This is a genomic window from Falsirhodobacter halotolerans, assembly GCF_022899245.1.
Classification (GTDB): Bacteria; Pseudomonadota; Alphaproteobacteria; order Rhodobacterales; family Rhodobacteraceae; genus Falsirhodobacter; species Falsirhodobacter halotolerans.
In genome coordinates this window covers 193,614-212,378 of sequence record NZ_JALJAZ010000003.1, presented here as the reverse complement: position 1 = coordinate 212,378, position 18,765 = coordinate 193,614, and the positions used below count along the sequence as shown (strand labels likewise).

Here is an 18,765-nt window from a genome sequence, read left to right as displayed (position 1 = left end):
CTTGGATCGTCCATCAGGTATTCTGATGACATGGCGCTGACGTTGAAACACCTGGGATACTTTCTGGCCCTGTCGCGCGAGCGGCATTTCGGGCGCGCGGCCGATGTGGCGAACGTGACCCAGCCCGCGCTGTCGATGCAGATCCGTGATCTGGAGGACCGGCTGGGCTGCGCCCTGATCGAACGGGGCCGCGAAATCCGCCTGACCCCGGCCGGGCGCAGCGTGGCGGAGCGGGCTGCCCGCATTCTGGCCGAGGTCGCCGATATCGAGGCGATGGCCCGGCGAAAGACCCTTGGTGGGCGCATCAATGTCGGCTTCATTCCGACGGTCGCCCCTTATATCCTGCCGCATCTGCTGCCCAAGCTGACCTTGGAGCTGGGGGTGCACGAGGCGCAGACCCATGCCTTGCTGACAAAGCTGGCCGATGGCTCGCTGGACGCCGCCGTCATCGCCACCCCCCCTCCCCCGGGGTTGCATGGCCGCCCGCTGTTCGAGGATCGGTTTCTGCTGGCTGGAAACCGCCGTCGGATGGCTGGGCTTTCCGCCCGGATCGAGGCGTTGCGTCCGGCGCATCTGGACCCCGACCACCTTTTGCTGCTGGATGAGGGGCATTGTCTGGCCGATCAGGCGCTGGCGGTATGCGGGCTGGGCCGCGAAGAGTCGCGCCTGGCCTTGGGCGCCTCATCGTTGAGCACGTTGTCGGGGCTGGTGGCACAGGGGATGGGGTTGACGTTCCTGCCCGAAATCTCGATCGCGGTCGAAACGGCGGCGCAGCCCGCCATTCGCCTGGCGCGGTTCGCCGATCCGCAACCCTCACGTCAGATCATGTTGGTCGGGACGCCACTGGCCGCGACCGAGGGCTGGTTCGATGACCTGTCTGCGGCACTTCAGGCGGCGGCGCAGACGATCAGCGCGATGCCACGCGTTGCGCTGCCGGACGATAGATGAACCCGTAGGCCGGATTGACGCGACCGAAGCTGTTGGCGTTTTCCACCCGCACCTGCGACCAGGTGTTGTCGCCCGACACGTCCACGACCACATCGGTTGTGATGCGGTTGCGGGTCCAGTTGGCCTGCACCACGCGAATGGTGCGCGCGTCGATCACCTCGGACACGACCGCGACATGGCCCATGGGCATGTGGTTGGAGGACCGGAAATTCAACACCGCGCCGGCGATCGGTGTCTGACCACGGGGATAGACGTTCGCCGCCTGGTTCCACCAGGTGGAGGCGTTGCCCTTGATCTCGATTCCCGAGACTTCGCGCGCGAAGGGCACGCACCAGATGCGACGCTTGCCTCCCACCACGCGAATGGCATCCTGCGTGGCCTGCGCCATGTCGGTCGGCGACACATATGCCACCTGCACCGTATTGGCACCACCTGCCGCCATGGTCTGACCGCCAAAGCAAACCATGGTCGCCAGCGCCGCCAAAGCGCCCAGAACGCGTTTCCCGATCATGATAAGTCCCCTGCCGTTTGGACTGGAAACTCCGGCAAATCGCCCTATCCGGCAATACGCGGGACTTCGCGCACGCGAGAATTCGCCTATCGACGACGAGGTTGGGAACCAAACCGGGATTCGCGACAGACCGATGCGTCCTTGCCTTAATCCGCCCGTGCCCGTATTCCGCCCTGCTTTCAACAGGAAGACTGTCATGCCCGCCCGCACCCTTGCCGTGGACTTCGGCACGTCCAACACCGCCGCCGCATTTCTGGATGGGGGAACCGTCCGCCGCCTGATGATCGAGGACGGCGCCGAAACGCTGCCGACCGCCGTCTTTTTTCCGGCAGACCAAGGCGGGATGGAGATCGGACATCAGGCGACCCGCGCGCTGATTGGCGGCGAGGACGGGCGGTATATGCGCGCGCTCAAAAGTGTTCTGGGGACGGCCCTGTTTCGCGAACCGCGCATGATCGGCGGCAAAAGGCGGACATTGGCCCAGATCGTCACGGCGTTTCTGGTGACACTGAAGGCACGGGCCGAGGCGCAGGCCGGTGTGCCGTTCGACCATGTCCTGTCCGGCCGCCCCGTGCATTTCCATTCCGCCGACCCCGTCCGCGAGGCGCAGGCCGAGGTTGATCTGCGGGAATGCTATTCTGCGGCGGGTTTCGAACGCATCGGCTTTCTTTACGAGCCTGAGGCCGCCGCCTATGCCACCCATGGCCTTGGTCCCGCGGGGGGCGTGGGGCTCATCGTGGACATCGGGGGTGGCACCTCGGACTTCACCGTGTTTGAAGCGGCCTCCCCGCGTCCGCACATTCTGGCCAGCCACGGGATACGTTTGGGGGGGACGGATTTCGATCATGCCATCTCGCTTTCGCATGTGATGCCGCATCTGGGTTTTGGAAGCCAGTTGCGCCGCAGTCTGGGGGACGGTCTCCTTCCCGTGCCGAACGCGATTTTCACGGAACTGGCGACATGGTCGAAAATCCCCTTCGTCTATACCCCCGACACGCGCCGCAGTGTTGTCGACATGCGGCGGCACGCGGTGGAGCCGGAGCGTCTGGCCCGATTGGAGACCGTGGTCACGGACCAGCTTGGCCACGAACTGGCTTTCGCGACCGAGGCCGGAAAAATCGCGGCCAATCGGGGGGAAGCGGGGGCGCGGATCGACATGGGATGCGTCGAACCCCGCCTTTCGGTCGAGATAGATACAGCCTCGTTGGACAGCGCGATGGCGGGTTTCGGCCCGCGCCTGCGGGCGGCCATGGTGGAGACGCTGCACATGGCGGAGGTGTCGCCCGAACGCGTGGGGGCGGTGATCTTTGTGGGCGGTGCCAGTGCCATGGCGCTGGTCGGGGCGGAAGCCGCGGCGCTGTTCCCCCGCGCCACGCAGCATCGGTCGGATGCCTTTACCGCGATCATCGATGGCTTGGCCCTGGCCACGGGGCACCCGGAGGGGTCGCGGCCATCCGCCACATGACGAAAATCGGAACATCGACCTTGTCTTCGTGTTGGTTTGGAGACCACGAGGAGGATACCAATGTTTCACAAATCGATTATCGCCACCGCCCTGATCGCCGTTCCGGGCCTTGTCGCGGCACAGGACGGCCCTTTTACCTTGGGCGATCTGCCCTACCCCAAGGACGCGTTGGCCCCGGTCATCAGTGCCGATACGATGGAACTGCACCATGACAAGCACCATCAGGCCTATGTCACCAATCTGAACAAAGCGATGGCCGACGGGGATGCGCCTGAAGGAACCTCGCTGGAGGATTTGGTAGCGAATGCCGGAATCTATCCCGATGCGATCCGCAACAACGCGGGGGGTCATTGGAACCATACCTTCTTCTGGGAAAGCATGGCCCCAGAGGGCGAGCGTGGTGAGATGTCGTCGGACTTGGCGGACGCGATCACCGCCGCCTTTGGATCGGAGGAGGAGTTCCGGACGGCCTTCGAGGACGCCGGAGCGGGTCAGTTCGGTTCGGGCTGGGTCTGGCTGATTGTCAATGAAGGGGACGAACTGGAAATCACCTCCACCCCCAATCAAGACAACCCCCTGATGGATGTCGCCGAAACCCCGGGCACCCCGCTTTTGGGCAATGACGTGTGGGAACACGCCTATTACCTGACCTACAACAACCGTCGCCCGGACTATCTTGGCGCATGGTGGGACGTTGTGGATTGGTCCGAAGTTTCCGACCGTTACAACGCCGCCATGGCGGAATAAACTGCGTGTTCGGCGCGTGGCACGGTTCCGATCGGGATTCGTGCCACGTGGGCGCACATTGCCGAGGCCTGTCGCACGTCTGGTGAAAGGTCCGGCATCAGACGAGTTTTCCATGCGGCACTTTGGCAGGTGAAAGCCGCTCGCCATTGGAACACCTATCCAAAGGTCGTGAGGAACGGTAAGCCGTGTAGACCGATCTCATTGCTTTCCTGGGAAATTTTCAAGACGTCAGGGATGGCTCACATTCTGGCAGCGGTGTGGAGGAACCTCGTCATGATGGCGCGTCCGCTCTGGAATAAACCTTTGACATAACGCTTATGCATCGGATTTCTCTGCATTTTATTGGTTATCGGGGCCGGTCGCGTTCTCAGAGGCTGCCCGGTGCCGAGCCGCCATGCCAACATGCAAATGGATAGGTCACTGACGTCGTCATCCGGGCACAATCCATAAAGATAATGCGCACTCTATGACCCATTCTGCGGTCGAAAGCCGCGTTGGATGCGGACATGCCGGCGGTGAATTGGAGACGAAACTTTTTCCTATGACAGGAGGGGTATGGACGTGCACCGGTTACAAGAGCGCCTGTTCTGTTTATGTTCTTTTTATTTCTGGGCTTTCGCGGGACATTGCGTTGGTCGCGTCCACGATACTCGAGGCGCATGGGTGAGACAGGAAGCCTGATCCCCCTGCCTTCAGCCATTGTCACGGCTGATTCATGATACGCTGAAGCTCGCGCACCGCCGCCTTGGCCGTGATCTCGTCAAGATCGGCCCCTTGAAGGCGGATAAACCATCCGCTCTGATCATGCCCAAGCTCGAGGTCGACGCGCCGCTTTGCAACGGTTGAGTCTCGGGTCTTGACGGATGGGCGACCGCCCCTTTCAGGACGTATTGCAGCCGGTCCGAACGAAGCAAGCGCCATGTCCAGCACCTCCCATTCTGTTGCGGGGTCAGCGGGAGATGCGTCCGCCAAGGCCTTGCGCAGCGCCCCTTCCCGTCCGTCCCGCAATGCTGCCGCCAGTTTCAGTCCGTCTTTTTCCCGGAGGGAGTCGGGAAAAAGCAGCATATCCCCCAACTCCTCAAAAATAGTTGCGAAAGACCTGATTTTGGATCGTTTCCCCTTTGAGGCGACGGGAAACAGCGCCGCCACCGCAGCCTCGACATTCGGAAATGCACCCTGCTGTGCGGCGATGACGCTGATCCTTCCCCGTTCAAAATGGGAAAGTCCCGCCCGGATCTCGTTTTCCTCCACCATGGCGGCGAAGGTGCCGCCCATGGCGTCCGGTTCACGAATGATGGCCCGTATGGTGTCGTGACCGCCCTGCCCTTTCAGCCCGCGCAGGTTTTGAACCGCCCGAAGACGGCGGTATCCCGACAGAAGTCCATAGCGCGTCGGGTCATTCGGAAGCACAAAGACTTCAATTGGCAGACGAAGCCCCTGGGCCGATATGGACATCTGCAATTCGCGCATCGCTTCGGGATCCAAGGCAATCCGGTCACGCACAAGCGCGTCGGCGTCGATCCGATCCACCGGGATTTCCAGAAGCACCAGACCCTTTTCTTCCGACAGGCGCATCCTCTCCGCATCCGCCCGATCACGAGCCACGTCTGCCCGCTCCGTCGCCGTTCGCGGATCATGGGCCCGCGCACTGTCGGCGGCCACTTGGGCAATGGGAACGGCCAAGGGATTTCGCGCCAAGGTTTCGCGGCGAAACTCCCCCTCCATCCGAATCAAGTCCTCGGAACTCGGCGCTTCAAGCTTCATACGCTTTGCCATGACGTTACTCCTCCGCCTCTGCCAGTTTCATGTCCCGCCACCAGGTGCCAAGAATGATCTCCTTCACCTCGGCCCATGTGCGATCGAACGTCTCGCGCCCACGAACATACGTGTCACGATTGAAGTTGCGATAATCGGTTTCGTAAATCCCCGAGACCTGTTCTCCCGCTTGCCCGACCATCGCCGTCATCTCCTGCCGGAAGGTCGTCATGAAATCACCGAAATACGCTTGGACGACATTTGCAAGGTCCGTCTGTTGCGCCGGATCGAAGCGCGTGATCAGCGCGCGGACGGCATCCCATTGGAAGCCGACCTCGGGCAGGCCCGCATCGCGCCGTGCGCGGTTTTCACCCTCCTCGATGGACGCGAAGGTGGAATAGATCATATCGAAAAAGCGGCCCGTGGAATCAAATTCCAGAAACGAAGCCCCAAGCGGAACCAACAGAATGTCCGCAGCAGACAGGGCATTGATCGTCAGGTATCCCAAGGCCGGGGGCGTATCGAGCAATACGATATCATAGTCATCCAAGATGCCGGCCTCGGTCAGCGCATTTCCCAAAGCGTCCCATAGCGGCCACCCCCGCGATTGCATACGCCAGACCGGGATCTGGAATTCCGCCCAGTACAGATTCAACTGCGCCCCGATCAGATCGATATTGGGCCAGTGCGTCTCTTGGATGAGGTTTCGCGGCGAAACCTTCAGCGCCTCCGTCAAGGTTTCGTCCAGCGGGAATTCTGGCTGCCCGGCCGCCACGCGCACGGCATTCTCCTGCTGAAGATTCCGTGCGAAATCTCGGGCCAGAAGGGGGAAGGCCGTCTGCCATTCATCCGCGACCTTGCCGCCCATGATGGAGGTCATGGATCCTTGGCTGTCCAGATCGATGACAAGCACCTTGTAACCATCCAACGCCGCAGACATGGCCAGATGTGCGCAGGTGGAGGTTTTGCCGACGCCACCCTTGAAGTTCGCCACCGCAAGAATTTTGGCCGGAACCCCCTCGGGACGCCACGTCTTGTACTCGCGCCATCCGGCACCCTCGGTCGCGAAATGATCGCGCAGAACCAGAACCTCTTCCAGACTGAACCGTTTGGCCGCGCCCTCTCCATCGCCTTGGGGCAGGGAGGGGTTCGCCTTAAGCACCCGCCGCAGATGCGCCGGGTTGACCGGGATCAGATACTTGCAGATTTCCCAGATGGAAAACTTACGCAATCGCTTCTTGCCGTCGGGCGCGTAGCCGCGACGGGCCAAATCGTCCCGCCCGCGTGCGGCGAAGGCCGCAGCTTTGGCAAATCGCGCCGTATCGATGGGCTCGGCCAGCTTGCCTGCAGCCTCCATCGGGTCTATTCCGAAGTAGGGAGGGAGATCGGGTTTACCGCTCATGTCGAACCCTTCGTGTCGTCGTTTTTCAATGATATGCGGGAATTCATCGCACATTCGCCGTCGCGATGGAATCGATATCCAACAATATTCAGAAAATCAGCAAAAACTGCGCCAACCGTGTGTTTTGTTCTTTTATGAGTCTTTAAGGTATTTGGGTTCGGTTCGGCCAGCGAATACAAAGACATAGCGAGATAAAAGCACCCATATTCAGGATAAGAGGCGCCGGTTGTCAGGCTCAAAAGCACCTGTTTGCAGGATCAACGGGGCCGATTCGCGGGAATGTCCCTGATCTGCCCCCTCAAACGCAACGCGAAGCCACCTTTTTCGCTTTTTCCATGACTCCGGAATCCTGCAAACCCGTAAACGGGCACCTTTCGACCAGCGCCAACGTAAGGATCATCCCGTTAACAGGTGCCTAGAAAGGTGCCCGTCATTCGATTGATGAAAGGCACCCTTCACGGTATCGTGGAGGACGACGCGCCCCAGAACAGATTCGGATCACGCCCATGGACAAGACCGCCGACATCCCGCGCGAGAAACTGACGGGCGCCCTCCGGCGGGGGGCGGTCAAGAAACACGTGGCGGCCATCCATGTGTCGGGGAAACTGACCTTGCTGCAGCGGCGCTTGTCGAATGTCCTCCTGCTCAACGCCTACGACACCTTGGTCACACAGCCGATCCACCGGATCGACGCGCGCACCCTGTGTCTGATGATCGGCTACAATTCGAACGATACCGATACGTTGAAGGCGGCGCTCCGCGGCCTGGCCGAAACCGTGGCCGAGTGGGATATGCTGGACGCGCAGGGACGGCAGGAATGGGGCGTGTCGAGCCTTTTGAGCTATGCCAAACTGAAGGGCGGGGTCTGCGAATACGCCTATTCCCCCGCGCTCGCCGAAAAGCTGCACGATCCGAAGGTCTTCGCCCTGATCAATCTGAACATTCAGCGGCGGTTCAGCAGCGGGCACGCGCTTGCACTTTATGAAAACTGCTATCGGTTCGTTCGGACGGGCAGCACGGGGTGGTGGACGCTGGATATCTTTCGCCGCCTGATGGGGGTGGCCGACAGCCCCTATTACGAGGTGTTCAAGCAGTTGAACGCCAAGATCATCAAACCGGCCGTGGCCGAGGTGAACAAGAGTTCCAACATCATCATCACGCCGGAAATCCGCAAAATGGGGCGCACGGTGACGGAAATCCGCTTTCTGATCGAGGAGAACCCCCAGCTGGCCATTCTGGATCTGGACGATGGCGAAGGGGCGCGCCGCTCGCCGGTGTATGATCGTCTGATGAAGATGGGCGCGTCGGACCGCCTGGCGCGGCAATGGATCGCGGAGCATGGGGAAGCGCATGTCGGCGGCCAGCTGGACTATGTGGCGGGGCAGGGGGGTGTGCGCAATCCGGTCCGCTATCTTTCCGCGGCCCTGAAGGGCAATTTTGCGGCCCCGCCCGCAACTGCACCGGAGGTGACCGCCCCCGCGCTGACCGCGCGCGCCTCGCAATTGCGCCGTATCCAGGATCTGGTGGCCGCGCGCAGCCCGACCCAGCGGGATGCCGACCGCCGCCTGTTCCAAAGCCGCCTGTCCGGAACGTTGCGCGACGATTTCGAACGCCACGGCTGGATGAGCGCGCTGAACGCCGACGCGATCCGCGCCTTCTGGCAGGATCTCTATCCCGGCGCCTTCGACGAATAGGGCAGGGGCCCTTGATCGACGGGCCAATGCGGGCATTATGGTGCGAACAACCATGGATACCGACATGACCGACAGCCGCCTTGTTCGCTACGACACCGCCGATCCGCAAGCGGGGGGGCAACGGCGTCCCTTCGCCAAGGCCGTCCGCGCGGGGGATTATGTTCACGTCTCGGGTCAGGTGCCCACCGTGGGGGGCGAGGTCGTGTCCGGCGGCATCGTCGCCCAGACCGAACAGGTCATCGCCAACATCAAGGAGGTTCTGGCATTGGCGGGCTGCACGCTCGCCGATGTGATCAAGGTCACGGTCTGGCTGGACGATCCGCGCGATTTCTCCAGCTTCAACGCCGTGTTCGAACGGCATTTCATCGACCATCCGCCCGCGCGGTCCACGGTGCAATCGCGGCTGATGGTGGATGCCAAGGTGGAGATCGACGCGCTGGCCTGGAAGCCGCTGGACCCCGCGCCGTGAAGGTCCTGATCTGCGGCGGGGCCGAAACGGCGGCCGGGCGGGCGGCGGATCTGGTCGCGGCCCGCCTGCGCCGCGCCCCCGCGACCACGTTGGGCCTCGCCACCGGGGGCACGATGGAAGCGGTCTATGCCGCGCTGATCGCCCGCCACCGGGCCGGGGATTGCGGGTTTGCCGCCGCGCGCAGCTTCAACCTTGACGAATATGTGGGCCTTGCGCCGGATCATCCCTGTTCCTACTGGCGCTACATGCGCGAGCATCTGTTCGGCCATGTCGATTTCGCGCCGGACCGCACCCATCTGCCGCAGGGCGATGCCCCCGATCCGCAGGCCGAGGCCGACCGTTACGAGGCCGCGATCCGCGCGGCGGGCGACATCGGATTGCAGCTTCTGGGGATCGGGGCGAACGGACATATCGGGTTCAACGAACCGACCTCCAGCCTCGCCTCCCTGACCCGGGTGAAGACGCTGGCCCGCGCCACCCGCGCGGCCAATGCCCGCTTCTTCTCCGGGTCCGAGGATGTGCCGCGTCTGGCCATCACCATGGGCATCGCGACCATCCTGCGGGCGGAGGAGGTGGTGCTTCTGGCCGTGGGCGAAGCGAAGGCCGAGGCGGTGGCGCGCATGATCGAAGGGCCGGTCTCGGCCTTCTGCCCGGCCTCGGCCCTGCAGACGCATCGGCGGGTGACCGTGATCCTTGACGATGCGGCGGCGGGACAGCTGGCCTTGCGCGACTATTACGAGGATATTCACCCCGGCGGCATGTGATCCAACGCGGCGCGAAGGGCGGCCACGCGCGCGGCGTCGGTCTGGCGCGCACCCGGCGGCTGAAACCCGAACGCCGCCAACCGCGCATCGGTCGGCTCCGGCGCGGGAACGGAGGCCGAGGCATGAACCTCGGTCAAGGGCAATCCGGCCAAGGCGCCGATCGTCTGCGCCGTCACGCCGCCCCCCGGCATCACCGTCACGCCGTGGCCGATCATCGCCCGCAGCCGCGCCAACCCGGCGGCGGCACTCGTGGCCCCGCCCGAGCTCAGCACACGCCGAATGCCAAGATCCACGCAGGTCCGCATCGCTTGCACCGGATCGGGGCAGAGATCGACCGCGCGGTGCAAGGTCACGTCCATATCCTTGGCCGCCTGCATCAGAAGGGCCAGCACACCCACATCCAGACGGCCATCGGGCAGGGACGCGCCGATCACCACCCCCGCCAACCCCGCCGCGCGGGCGGCGGCGATGTCGTCGGCCATGACCCGCACCTCGGCCGGGAACCAGACGAAATCCCCGGCGCGCGGGCGTATCATGGCCATCGCCGGAAGGCCCGCTTGCGCCGCCAGCCGCATCATCCCCGGCGACGGGGTCAGCCCGCCAAGCGCCAGCGCGGCGCACAGCTCCACCCGGTCCGCGCCGCCGTCCCGTGCGGCGGTCAGACCCGCCGCGTCATCCACGCAAATCTCAAGCGCGATCCTCATTCCCGCCTCCGTTCCAGCCAAGCAAGCAGGCCCGTGCCGCCCATCCCGACCCCCGCCGACAGGGCGGTGGCCATGCCGTATCCCCCAAGCGCCGATCCCACCGCGAAAATGCCCGCGCCGATGGCCGATCCCAGAAACATGTTCACGGCGATCAACGACGCCGAAAGCCCCGGTCGATCGCGGATCAGGTCCAGAAGGAATCCGATGGGCAGGGCGATGATCCCCGCGGCCCCCACACCCCCGATGACGCTTGCGGCATAAACCTCCCACGGGGCGCCCGCCACCGCCAGCCACAGGAGATAGGCCGCGTAAAGCGCCATCCCCGCCGCCAAGGCCGCCATCATCGGAATCCGCCGCGCCAGACGGATCCAGACGATCATGAACACGACCTCGATCCCCGCCACCATCCCCACGACGACCCCAACATCCGCCAGCGTGCCCCCCACGCGTCCGGTCGTGATCAAGGGCAGCGCCATCCCGTTCACCGTCAATGCCTGCGACACCAGCGCCACGCCCAGAATGCGGACCATCACGGGCATGTTCAGCAGGCGCGCCAGTTCCACCATCGCCGCCCCCTTCGCGCCCCGCACCTGCGCCGGGCGGTCGGGCCGTCCAGTGGTCGGGGCCACGGGCGAGGTGCCGGTGCCGCCCGCCGGCAGGGCTTCGGGCACAGGACGGCGGTCCGGCTCCAGCCAGAACAGGATCACGGCCAGACACGCCCCCGCCAGACAGGCGGCGATCAGCCACGCGTCGATCAACCGGCTGCCATCACGCAGGATCAACGCAACGCCCCCCGGCACCAGCACCCAGGCAAGCGAGATCGTCATGCGCATCAGGGCGTTGATGTCATCGGCCTCGGTCGTGGAATATCGGGCGGAATGGGCGCGCACATTGCCGAACAGCAACGAATTCGTCGCATGAAAGACCGCCATGGGCCCGATCGTGACGGCGGCGAAGATGATCGGATGGGGGGCGAGCCAGATGGCCCCATAGCTCAGCACCCCCAGAAGCGCCACGAAGATCAGCGGCGCACGATAGCTGTGGAACCGGTCCGACACCATGCCGATGGCGATGGCCGACACCACGTTCGCGACCGCCGCCGCCAGCGCGATGGTGGCATATCCGCTGTTGGAAAACCCAAGATCGCGAATGGCCAGCACCGACTGATAGGGGTTCGTCGCCGCCCCGGCAAAGCCGTAACAAAAGATCGCCGCCGCCGAGGCGCGGACCACGCGATGCCGCCGCAGGGGCGCAAGGGCCGACAGCATCAGGGAAACCGCACCGATGTCTTGGGCTGCGGGGTGAAGTCCTGTCGGATGTCGAACGGCAGGGTTCCCGGCGGGCGCCGGGTGTTGGACAGGCGGGGAATATCCTGATCCACCACCCCCGGCGTCAGGGCCATCAGGTTGGGGGACGCGATCGGCGCAAGATCCGGCGACAGATATCCCGATTTCACCACCAACAGCCGCACCCCCGTCGGGTCCAGACCCAGTGCCGCGAAATCCGACAGGTTGTGATACGGCCGCCGTTTCGCTGCCAGCACCACGGTGATCCCGTCGATCGCGATCACCGCCTGCCGCTCGGCAGGGGAGGGCGCCTCCCCCAGCCGCAGCACCCGCGCCGCATGTTCCACCCGCACACCCGAGGGGTCCAGCGTGGCGCCGATCCGCAGCGACAGTTCGGCCCCCGGGCCTGCGTCGAAACAGACGGCGGTCGCGGGCGCATCGGCAATCCCCGCCACCAGCGCATCCCGCCACCCCCGCGCGATCAATGCGGCCAGCACATCGGCCCGGTCGCCCACGCCACCGCCGGTCGGATTGTCGCCGCTGTCGGCCAGAATGACGGGCGCGGTCGTGGTTCGTGCGGCGATGTCCAGCATCTCCTCCAGCGGGCCGGTCACGGGGCCGAAGCCGAAGGCCTCGCGCGCGGCCCACATGTCGGCGGCAATGGCGCGGGCGGTGTCCGCCGCGGCGGCGCGGTCGGTGCCCGTCACTACGGCGCAGGCCGTCGCGCGCGGCTCATCCGCCCAGACATAGCCGATCATCAGATCGGCGCGCCACACACCGGGGCCATGGTCCCGCGCGGGCAGGCTGGCATACAACCCCGCCGCCGGCGCATCCTCGGTCGAGGATCGCTCGCCGGGCAGAAGCAGCGGCACCTTGGCCCAGGCGATCCCCGGGCGTTCCCCCTCGCGCAGGGCCCGCAGCAGCATTCCGAACGCCGCCTGCATCGTCTCCCCCACATCGATATGCGGCGCGGTGCGATAGGCGGCGAACATGTCCAGCGCATCCACGATCCGGGCCGAGACATTGCCGTGCAGGTCATAGCTTGCGGCAATCGGTACATCGCCCGCCAGATCGCGCACGGCGGTGATGAAATCGCCCTCCGCATCCTCCATCCCGTCCACATACATCGCGCCATGCATCGCCAGATAGACGCCATCCACCGGCAAGGCTGCCGTCAGCCGCTCCAGAAACTCGGCCTTGAACGCGGCATAGGTCGGGCCCGCCACCGGCCCGCCCGCAATGGCGCGCGCGTGCAGCAGCGGGGCGATGGTCACATCATGATCTGCCAGAAACGCGAAATAGTCGTGCGCCACCAGACCTTCGCCGCGCAGGATGCGGAAATCCTCCTCCCTCATCAGCACGGGGGAATAGGTGGAGCATTCGGTGTGCAGACCCCCGACCGCGATCCGCATCACAGCACCGGATGCAGGCGAACCTGCCGTGCGAACCGCAGCCAATCCTTGGCCGCGCCTTGTGTCCAGGCCGCTTCGGCCACGGCGGGCAGGCGGGGGAAGACCAGATCGTTGAACCAGGCGCGGGTGGTGTAATGCTCGCACCAGATGCAGGCTTGCACCCCGCGCATGTGGGACCGAAGATCCGCCGGGAAATCGCCCTCCGCCTCATAGGCGTAGGTTTGTTCGGGCGGCACCGGCCCCGCCCAACCCGCGCCGTTCTCCAGCCAGTCGGCTCCTTGCACCATGTCGAGGTAATAGGCCTGACCGGGGGTCATCACCACGTCATAGCCCTGCTGTGCCAATTCGATCCCCACCTCGGGCTTTTCCCATGCCATCAGCACGGTCCCCTCGGGCGGAACGCCGCCGCCATGCGCCACCTCGTTCCAGCCGACCAGCGTCTTGCCACGCGCCGCCAGCATCGCCTTCACCTTCGTCAGGAACCAGCTTTGCAATTCAAACGTGCCGGCCAGCCCCTCGCGCTGCATCAGGGCCCGCGCCTTGGGACTGTCAAGCCAGGCACCCTTGGCCACCTCATCCCCGCCGATATGGAAGTATTCGGACGGAAAGATGGCGCACAATTCGTCGAAAATCGTCTCCAGCACCGTCCAGGTGGCGGGCATCGCGGGGTTGAGGGCGTTGTTCGGAAACCCCTGCACGGGGTGATAGCTTTCGGCCGGTTCGTCCGGGTCCACCAGCTCGGGGCAGGCGGCCAGAAGGGCGGCGCAGTGGCCGGGAATGTCGATCTCGGGCACCACCTCCACGCCCAGGGCCGTGGCATGGGCGATCACGCCGCGCAGGTCGTCCTGCGTGTAATGCCCGTCCACGACCGCAACCCCGTTGCCCAGTTGCGGCAGCATCGCGGGAAGGTCGGGCCCGCGCGTCACCCCCACCGTCGTCACCTGCGGCAGGCCCAGGATTTCGGGGCGAAACGCCTCGTCATCGGCCAGATGCCAGTGGAAAATGTTCAGCTTGTGCCACGCCAGAATGTCCACGAAACGCAAGACGTCCGCCACGGGAAAGAACGCGCGCGACACGTCCAGATGGCACCCGCGCCAGTCATAGCGCGGCGCGTCCTCGATATGGCCCGACACAGGGAATCCGAAGGCCGGATCGGTGAACGCGCCGTGCAGCATATGCGCCAGCGTGACCAGCCCGTGCCGCCGCCCATCCTCATCGCCCGCCGTCAACGTCACCGTGGCGCCGAAATCCAGCCGATAGCCGCCCGCGGGCATCTCGCCCTGCGCAAAGACCAGCGCCCGGTCCCCGTCGGCCCGCGTCAGCGTGAACACCCGCCGCGCGGTGGGAAACAGCCGCGCGTGCACACCATCGACGGCCAGCATCAGGCGGCGATCCGCCACGCTCGTCCCTTCGGCGGCGGTCAGGATGACGGGGGCGGGTGCGGTGTCCACCTCGATCTTTTGCGGCCAGGGCAGCAGGGCCACGGGCACGGTCAGCCGACCTTCGGGCAGGCGCGGCGGGGGCAGGGCAGGCACCGACCCTTTCAGCATCAGGTCCCCCACCGACACCGGATGATGCGCACCGTCCATCGTCACCCACGCCGTCTTGGCCGCGTCGTTGCGGTGAAAGGGCGAGCGGTTCAGCCCGGCGATGCGGAAGGTCCAGGCGGCACCGGGGGCCAGCACCAACCCCTCGGGCGGGGCGAAGCTGTGATAGTTTGCGTTGCGGTGCAGCAGGCGGCCGTTCTCCGGCTCCCCTTCCCCCACGACGCGCGTGATGGACGTCACCTGCAACGTGAACGCCGATATCGCCGCATCGGTCAGGTTCGTCAGGCTCATTTCCCACGTTCCTGCGGGGGCGGGGTCCGGGTGCCAGGCGTTGTCCAGATGCAGCATCATACGCTCCTGTAATCGTCGCTTTGGGTGAAGGTGCGGGCCAGCGATGGCGTGCCCGCCGTGAGCCCGCCATCCACGGGCAGGCAGACGCCCGTGATCGCACGGGCAAGATCCGAGGCCAGAAACCCCACTGCCTCGGCCACATCCTCGGGCGTGGCGATGCGGCCAAGGGGGTAATGGGCGGCGGCTTCGGCAAAGACGTCGGGGTTGGCGGCGGCGCGGGCGGCCCATGCGCGGGTGCGGACGGTGCCGGGGGCCACGGTGTTGGCGCGAATGCCGCGCGATCCGTATTCCACCGCGATCAGCCGCGTCAGATGGATCATCCCCGCCTTCGCCGCCGAATAGGCCGGGTGCCCGAACACCCCCATCCCGTTGACCGAGGCGATGTTGACCACCGACCCCCCGGTCAGATGCGGCGCGCAGGCGCGAAACATCAGCCATGGCGCGGTCAGGTTCAGCGCCTGATCCGCCGCCCACCCCTCGGGGTCGGTCGCGGCCAGGCTTTCGCCCCGCGCGGCCCCCGCATTGTTGACCAAGGTCCGCAAGGGTCCGGTCATCGCCGCCAGAATGCGCGGCATGTCCGCCTCGCGGGTGACATCGGCCACCACGGTCCGCGCGCGGGGGCCAAGGGTCGCCGCCACATCGGCCAGCCCTTCCGCGTCCCGATCGACCAGGATCACATCGGCATGGTCCTGCAACAGCCGCCGGGCGATGGCTTGGCCGATATCGCCCGCAGCCCCCGTCACGATGGCGGTGCCGGTTGTCATGGCTCAATCTCCCATGGGTTGACGGTCGTTGCCGTCGCGGTGGCGGATCAACTGCTCCTTGATGCCGCGCAAGGTCCGCTGCGCGCGGCCCGGATCGGCCAGCGCGACAAGGCTCGCCAGCACATCCACCAGCGCCAGATAGGCAAAGCGCGAGGCGGTGGGACGGAAGATGTTCTGCCCCTCCGGCAGATCGACGGCCAGAACGATGTCCGCGGCCTGCGCCACCGGCGACCCCGACTGCGTCAGCGCGATGGTGCGCACCCCGCGATCCGCCAGAAGGCGAAAGCAGCGCACGAGTTCCGCATTGCGCCCCGTGAAGGACGACCCGACGACCACCGTCTGCCGGTCCGCCGCCGCCGCCAGCATCAGGTTCATCCCGTGATCGTTCGACGCGGCGATGCGGCACCCCAGCCGGAACAGTCGGTTCTGCACTTCGTTGACGATCATCGACGAATTTCCCCCCGACCCGAAGGCATAGATCATGTCCGCGCCGCGCAGCAGGTCGGCAGCCTCCTCCATCCGGTCCACATCCAGCGCGCGATACATCTGGTGCAGGGCATTCTGCGCCTTTGTCACCACGTCTTCGGCCACATCCGCCGCCCCGCGCGCCGCTCCCCCCACGGACGTATCGGGCCGAAGATAGCGCAGGCCGACATACGGGCTGCGGGCCAGCTGCACCTTGAAGTCGGAAAAGCTGCTGCACCCCAGGCGACGGCAGAACCGCGTGACCGTGGGCGGCGACACGCCCGCCCGCGTCGCAAGATCCGTGATCGAGGCGTTGGTGGCGAATTCCATATCCTCCAGCACGATCCCCGCCAGCCGACGCTCCAGACCCGACAGGTGCCCCTCCTCATCGGCAAGGGCGGCGATCAGATCCTGCGGGGGGGGCATGTTCGGGGGCATGGTCAGAAATTTATTTTCTATACGCTTGACAGAAAGCCACAGCATACCGGATCAATCCAGAAGAAACGTTCCGAATGTGAAAAAATTTTCATGACCCCGTCGCGTGATCCCTTCCTCTGCCCCTTTTCCGACCCGGACCGCGCCGCCATCTGGCACATGCTGGTGCCACGCGACATCGACGCGTTTCTTGCGGCCGATTTCGACGCGGTTATGGACGATTTCGTCACCGTCGGGTTCACCGCGCTCAGCGCCCATTTCCAGCCCGATCCCGAACGCTACACGCTGGCCTTTCCCGACCTTGCCACCTATCGCGTCGAATGGGTGCGGCAGGCGCAGGATTTCGCCGCGGGATCCTATGCCAGCCCCCCCCGCGACCAGATCTTCGCCGCCACCCGGCTGGAGGAGATCGAGATCACCGGACCCACCGCCCTGGCCCGCAAACGCTTCGACGGCCATATCCGGCGCGCGGATGGCGGAACGGATCGGATGAACTGGCAGACGCTCTATTGGTGCCGGCGCGACCGCGGGCATTGGCGGATCGCGGGGTTTCTCGGCTATCTTCCGCATATAAAGGACGCGTGATGCGCATCTTCACCGCGGCGATGGCGACCGAGACGAACACCTTTTCCCCCATCGTCATCGACAAGCGCGCGTTCGAGGCGTCGCTTTACGCCCCGCCTGGAACCCATCCCGACACGCCCACGCTGTGCACGGCCCCCATCACCGTGGGGCGGCGGGTCTGCGCGGCGCGCGGCTGGACCCTGATCGAAGGCACGGCGGCCTGGGCCGATCCCGCAGGACTGGTCGCACGCACCACCCACGAAGGGCTGCGGGACGAGATTCTGGAGCAGTTGCGCGCGGCCCTTCCGGTGGATGGGGTGATGTTGGGCCTGCACGGCGCGATGGTGGCGCAAGGCTGCGACGATCCCGAGGGCGATCTTCTGGCCCGCATCCGCACGCTGGTCGGGCCGGAGGTGGCGATCTTCGCGGGCCTTGATCCTCACAGCCATCTGACCGCGAAACGCGTGGCGGCGGCGGATGTGCTGATCGCCTTCAAGGAATTTCCCCATACCGATTTCGTGGACCGGGCCGAGGATCTGTGGCGTCTGTTGGCCGACCGGCTGGAGGGGCGGATCGCCCCCGTGATGTCGGTGTTCGATTGCCGGATGATCGACGTCTTCCCCACATCCCGCGCGCCGATGCGGGGATTCGTGGACCGGATGATCGCGATGGAACGGGGGCCGGTGCTGTCGCTGTCGGTCATTCACGGGTTCATGGCGGGCGACGTGCCGGAAATGGGCACGAAGGTGATCGCCGTCACCGATGGGGACCCTGCCCTTGGCGCGCGCATCGCCGCCGATCTGGGGGCCGAGCTGTTCGCCAATCGCGGGCGGCACCTGATGCCGGCGTTGACCCCGGATCAGGCCGTGGCCCGCGCCCGTGCCGCGCCAACCGGGCCGGTGGTCATCGCCGACATGTGGGACAATCCCGGCGGCGGCACGGCGGGCGACGCGACCGTGATCCTGCACGAACTGATCGCCCAAGGGGTGACGGGGGCCGTGATCGGCACGATCTGGGACCCCATCGCCGTGCAACTGTGCTTCGCGGCGGGGGAGGGGGCGGAGATTCCGCTGCGCTTCGGCGCGAAATCCGCCCCCGACACCGGCGCACCGGTCGATGCGCGGGTGCGCGTCCTTGCCCTGAACCCTACCGCCGAAATGCGCTTCGGCGACAGCCGTGTTCCCTTCGGCCCCGCCGCCCGCATCGGGTTTGCGGGGGTGGAGGTCATCCTGAACACCGTGCGCGCCCAAGGGTTCGATCCGTCGCTGTTCACCGCCATGGGGGTCGATCCCATGGCGGCGCGCATTCTGGTCATCAAGTCCACCAACCATTTCCACGCGGCGTTTGCCCCCATCGCCAAGGACATCCTTTATTGTTCCGCCGGAAAGCCGTATCCGAATGATCCGGCGACAACCCCCTACCGGCATGTGCGGCGCGACATCTGGCCCATCTGCCCCGATCCGTTCTGCGACCAGCCCTAAG

General features: G+C 65.3%; 17 protein-coding genes. 8 read left to right on the top strand and 9 right to left on the bottom strand.

Annotated elements, in window-relative coordinates; all coding sequences use genetic code 11:
• Positions 1-30 precede the first annotated feature (30 nt).
• Positions 31-948, top strand: coding sequence for a LysR substrate-binding domain-containing protein (locus MU449_RS15690; protein ID WP_244739661.1), 918 nt, complete (start codon positions 31-33; stop codon positions 946-948).
• Here the strand turns inward: MU449_RS15690 and MU449_RS15685 are convergent.
• Complete coding sequence (locus MU449_RS15685) at positions 908-1,459, bottom strand: CHAP domain-containing protein (RefSeq protein ID WP_244739660.1); 552 nt, start codon at positions 1,457-1,459, stop codon at positions 908-910. The genes MU449_RS15690 and MU449_RS15685 overlap by 41 nt on opposite strands.
• 196 nt (positions 1,460-1,655) lie before the next feature.
• Here MU449_RS15685 and MU449_RS15680 point away from each other — a divergent pair, with 196 nt between their 5' ends.
• Both MU449_RS15680 and MU449_RS15675 read left to right on the top strand, forming a co-directional pair.
• Positions 1,656-2,924, top strand: coding sequence for an Hsp70 family protein (locus MU449_RS15680; protein ID WP_244739659.1), 1,269 nt, complete (start codon positions 1,656-1,658; stop codon positions 2,922-2,924).
• Positions 2,925-2,984: 60 nt separating this feature from the next.
• Positions 2,985-3,671, top strand: coding sequence for a superoxide dismutase (locus MU449_RS15675; RefSeq protein WP_244739658.1), 687 nt, complete (start codon positions 2,985-2,987; stop codon positions 3,669-3,671).
• Between the two features lie 702 nt (positions 3,672-4,373).
• Here MU449_RS15675 and MU449_RS15670 read toward each other — a convergent pair.
• Both MU449_RS15670 and MU449_RS15665 read right to left on the bottom strand, forming a co-directional pair.
• On the bottom strand, positions 4,374-5,447 hold the full coding sequence (locus MU449_RS15670) for a ParB/RepB/Spo0J family partition protein (RefSeq protein WP_244739657.1): 1,074 nt from the start codon (positions 5,445-5,447) through the stop codon (positions 4,374-4,376).
• A 4-nt stretch (positions 5,448-5,451) separates the two neighbouring features.
• Positions 5,452-6,828: an AAA family ATPase gene (locus MU449_RS15665; protein WP_244739656.1), complete on the bottom strand. Its 1,377-nt coding sequence runs from the start codon at positions 6,826-6,828 to the stop codon at positions 5,452-5,454.
• A gap of 506 nt (positions 6,829-7,334) precedes the next feature.
• On the opposite strand from MU449_RS15665, the gene MU449_RS15660 reads away from it, so the two are divergent.
• From MU449_RS15660 to nagB, 3 genes are all read left to right on the top strand, one after another.
• Positions 7,335-8,522 (top strand): replication initiation protein, encoded by a 1,188-nt coding sequence (locus tag MU449_RS15660; RefSeq protein ID WP_244739655.1) that lies wholly within the window; start codon positions 7,335-7,337, stop codon positions 8,520-8,522.
• Between the two features lie 64 nt (positions 8,523-8,586).
• Positions 8,587-8,991, top strand: a complete 405-nt coding sequence (locus MU449_RS15655; RefSeq protein ID WP_244739653.1) for a RidA family protein — start codon at positions 8,587-8,589, stop codon at positions 8,989-8,991.
• Positions 8,988-9,755, top strand: coding sequence for a glucosamine-6-phosphate deaminase (gene nagB / locus MU449_RS15650; RefSeq protein WP_244739652.1), 768 nt, complete (start codon positions 8,988-8,990; stop codon positions 9,753-9,755). Before MU449_RS15655 ends, nagB begins: the two co-directional genes overlap by 4 nt.
• Here the strand turns inward: nagB and MU449_RS15645 are convergent.
• From MU449_RS15645 to MU449_RS15620, 6 genes are read right to left on the bottom strand one after another with little or no spacing between them, the layout of a single operon-like run.
• Positions 9,737-10,459 carry a copper homeostasis protein CutC gene (locus MU449_RS15645; protein ID WP_244739651.1) on the bottom strand — a complete coding sequence of 241 codons (723 nt, stop codon included), beginning with the start codon at positions 10,457-10,459 and terminating at the stop codon, positions 9,737-9,739. The two genes, nagB and MU449_RS15645, sit on opposite strands and share 19 nt — an antisense overlap.
• Positions 10,456-11,727, bottom strand: a complete 1,272-nt coding sequence (locus tag MU449_RS15640; protein ID WP_244739650.1) for an MFS transporter — start codon at positions 11,725-11,727, stop codon at positions 10,456-10,458. The genes MU449_RS15645 and MU449_RS15640 overlap by 4 nt, the downstream gene beginning before the upstream one ends.
• Complete coding sequence (locus tag MU449_RS15635) at positions 11,727-13,157, bottom strand: M81 family metallopeptidase (protein ID WP_244739649.1); 1,431 nt, start codon at positions 13,155-13,157, stop codon at positions 11,727-11,729. The genes MU449_RS15640 and MU449_RS15635 overlap by 1 nt, the downstream gene beginning before the upstream one ends.
• Positions 13,157-15,055 carry a beta-N-acetylhexosaminidase gene (locus MU449_RS15630; RefSeq protein ID WP_244739648.1) on the bottom strand — a complete coding sequence of 633 codons (1,899 nt, stop codon included), beginning with the start codon at positions 15,053-15,055 and terminating at the stop codon, positions 13,157-13,159. The genes MU449_RS15635 and MU449_RS15630 overlap by 1 nt, the downstream gene beginning before the upstream one ends.
• Positions 15,052-15,819 (bottom strand): SDR family oxidoreductase, encoded by a 768-nt coding sequence (locus MU449_RS15625; protein ID WP_244739647.1) that lies wholly within the window; start codon positions 15,817-15,819, stop codon positions 15,052-15,054. The genes MU449_RS15630 and MU449_RS15625 overlap by 4 nt, the downstream gene beginning before the upstream one ends.
• A gap of 3 nt (positions 15,820-15,822) precedes the next feature.
• Positions 15,823-16,710 (bottom strand): MurR/RpiR family transcriptional regulator, encoded by an 888-nt coding sequence (locus MU449_RS15620; protein ID WP_244739646.1) that lies wholly within the window; start codon positions 16,708-16,710, stop codon positions 15,823-15,825.
• 102 nt (positions 16,711-16,812) lie between these two features.
• On the opposite strand from MU449_RS15620, the gene MU449_RS15615 reads away from it, so the two are divergent.
• Together MU449_RS15615 and MU449_RS15610 are read left to right on the top strand one after the other, a co-directional pair.
• On the top strand, positions 16,813-17,304 hold the full coding sequence (locus MU449_RS15615; protein ID WP_244739644.1) for a hypothetical protein: 492 nt from the start codon (positions 16,813-16,815) through the stop codon (positions 17,302-17,304).
• Complete coding sequence (locus tag MU449_RS15610) at positions 17,304-18,764, top strand: M81 family metallopeptidase (RefSeq protein ID WP_244739642.1); 1,461 nt, start codon at positions 17,304-17,306, stop codon at positions 18,762-18,764. The genes MU449_RS15615 and MU449_RS15610 overlap by 1 nt, the downstream gene beginning before the upstream one ends.
• Position 18,765: the final 1 nt, after the last annotated feature.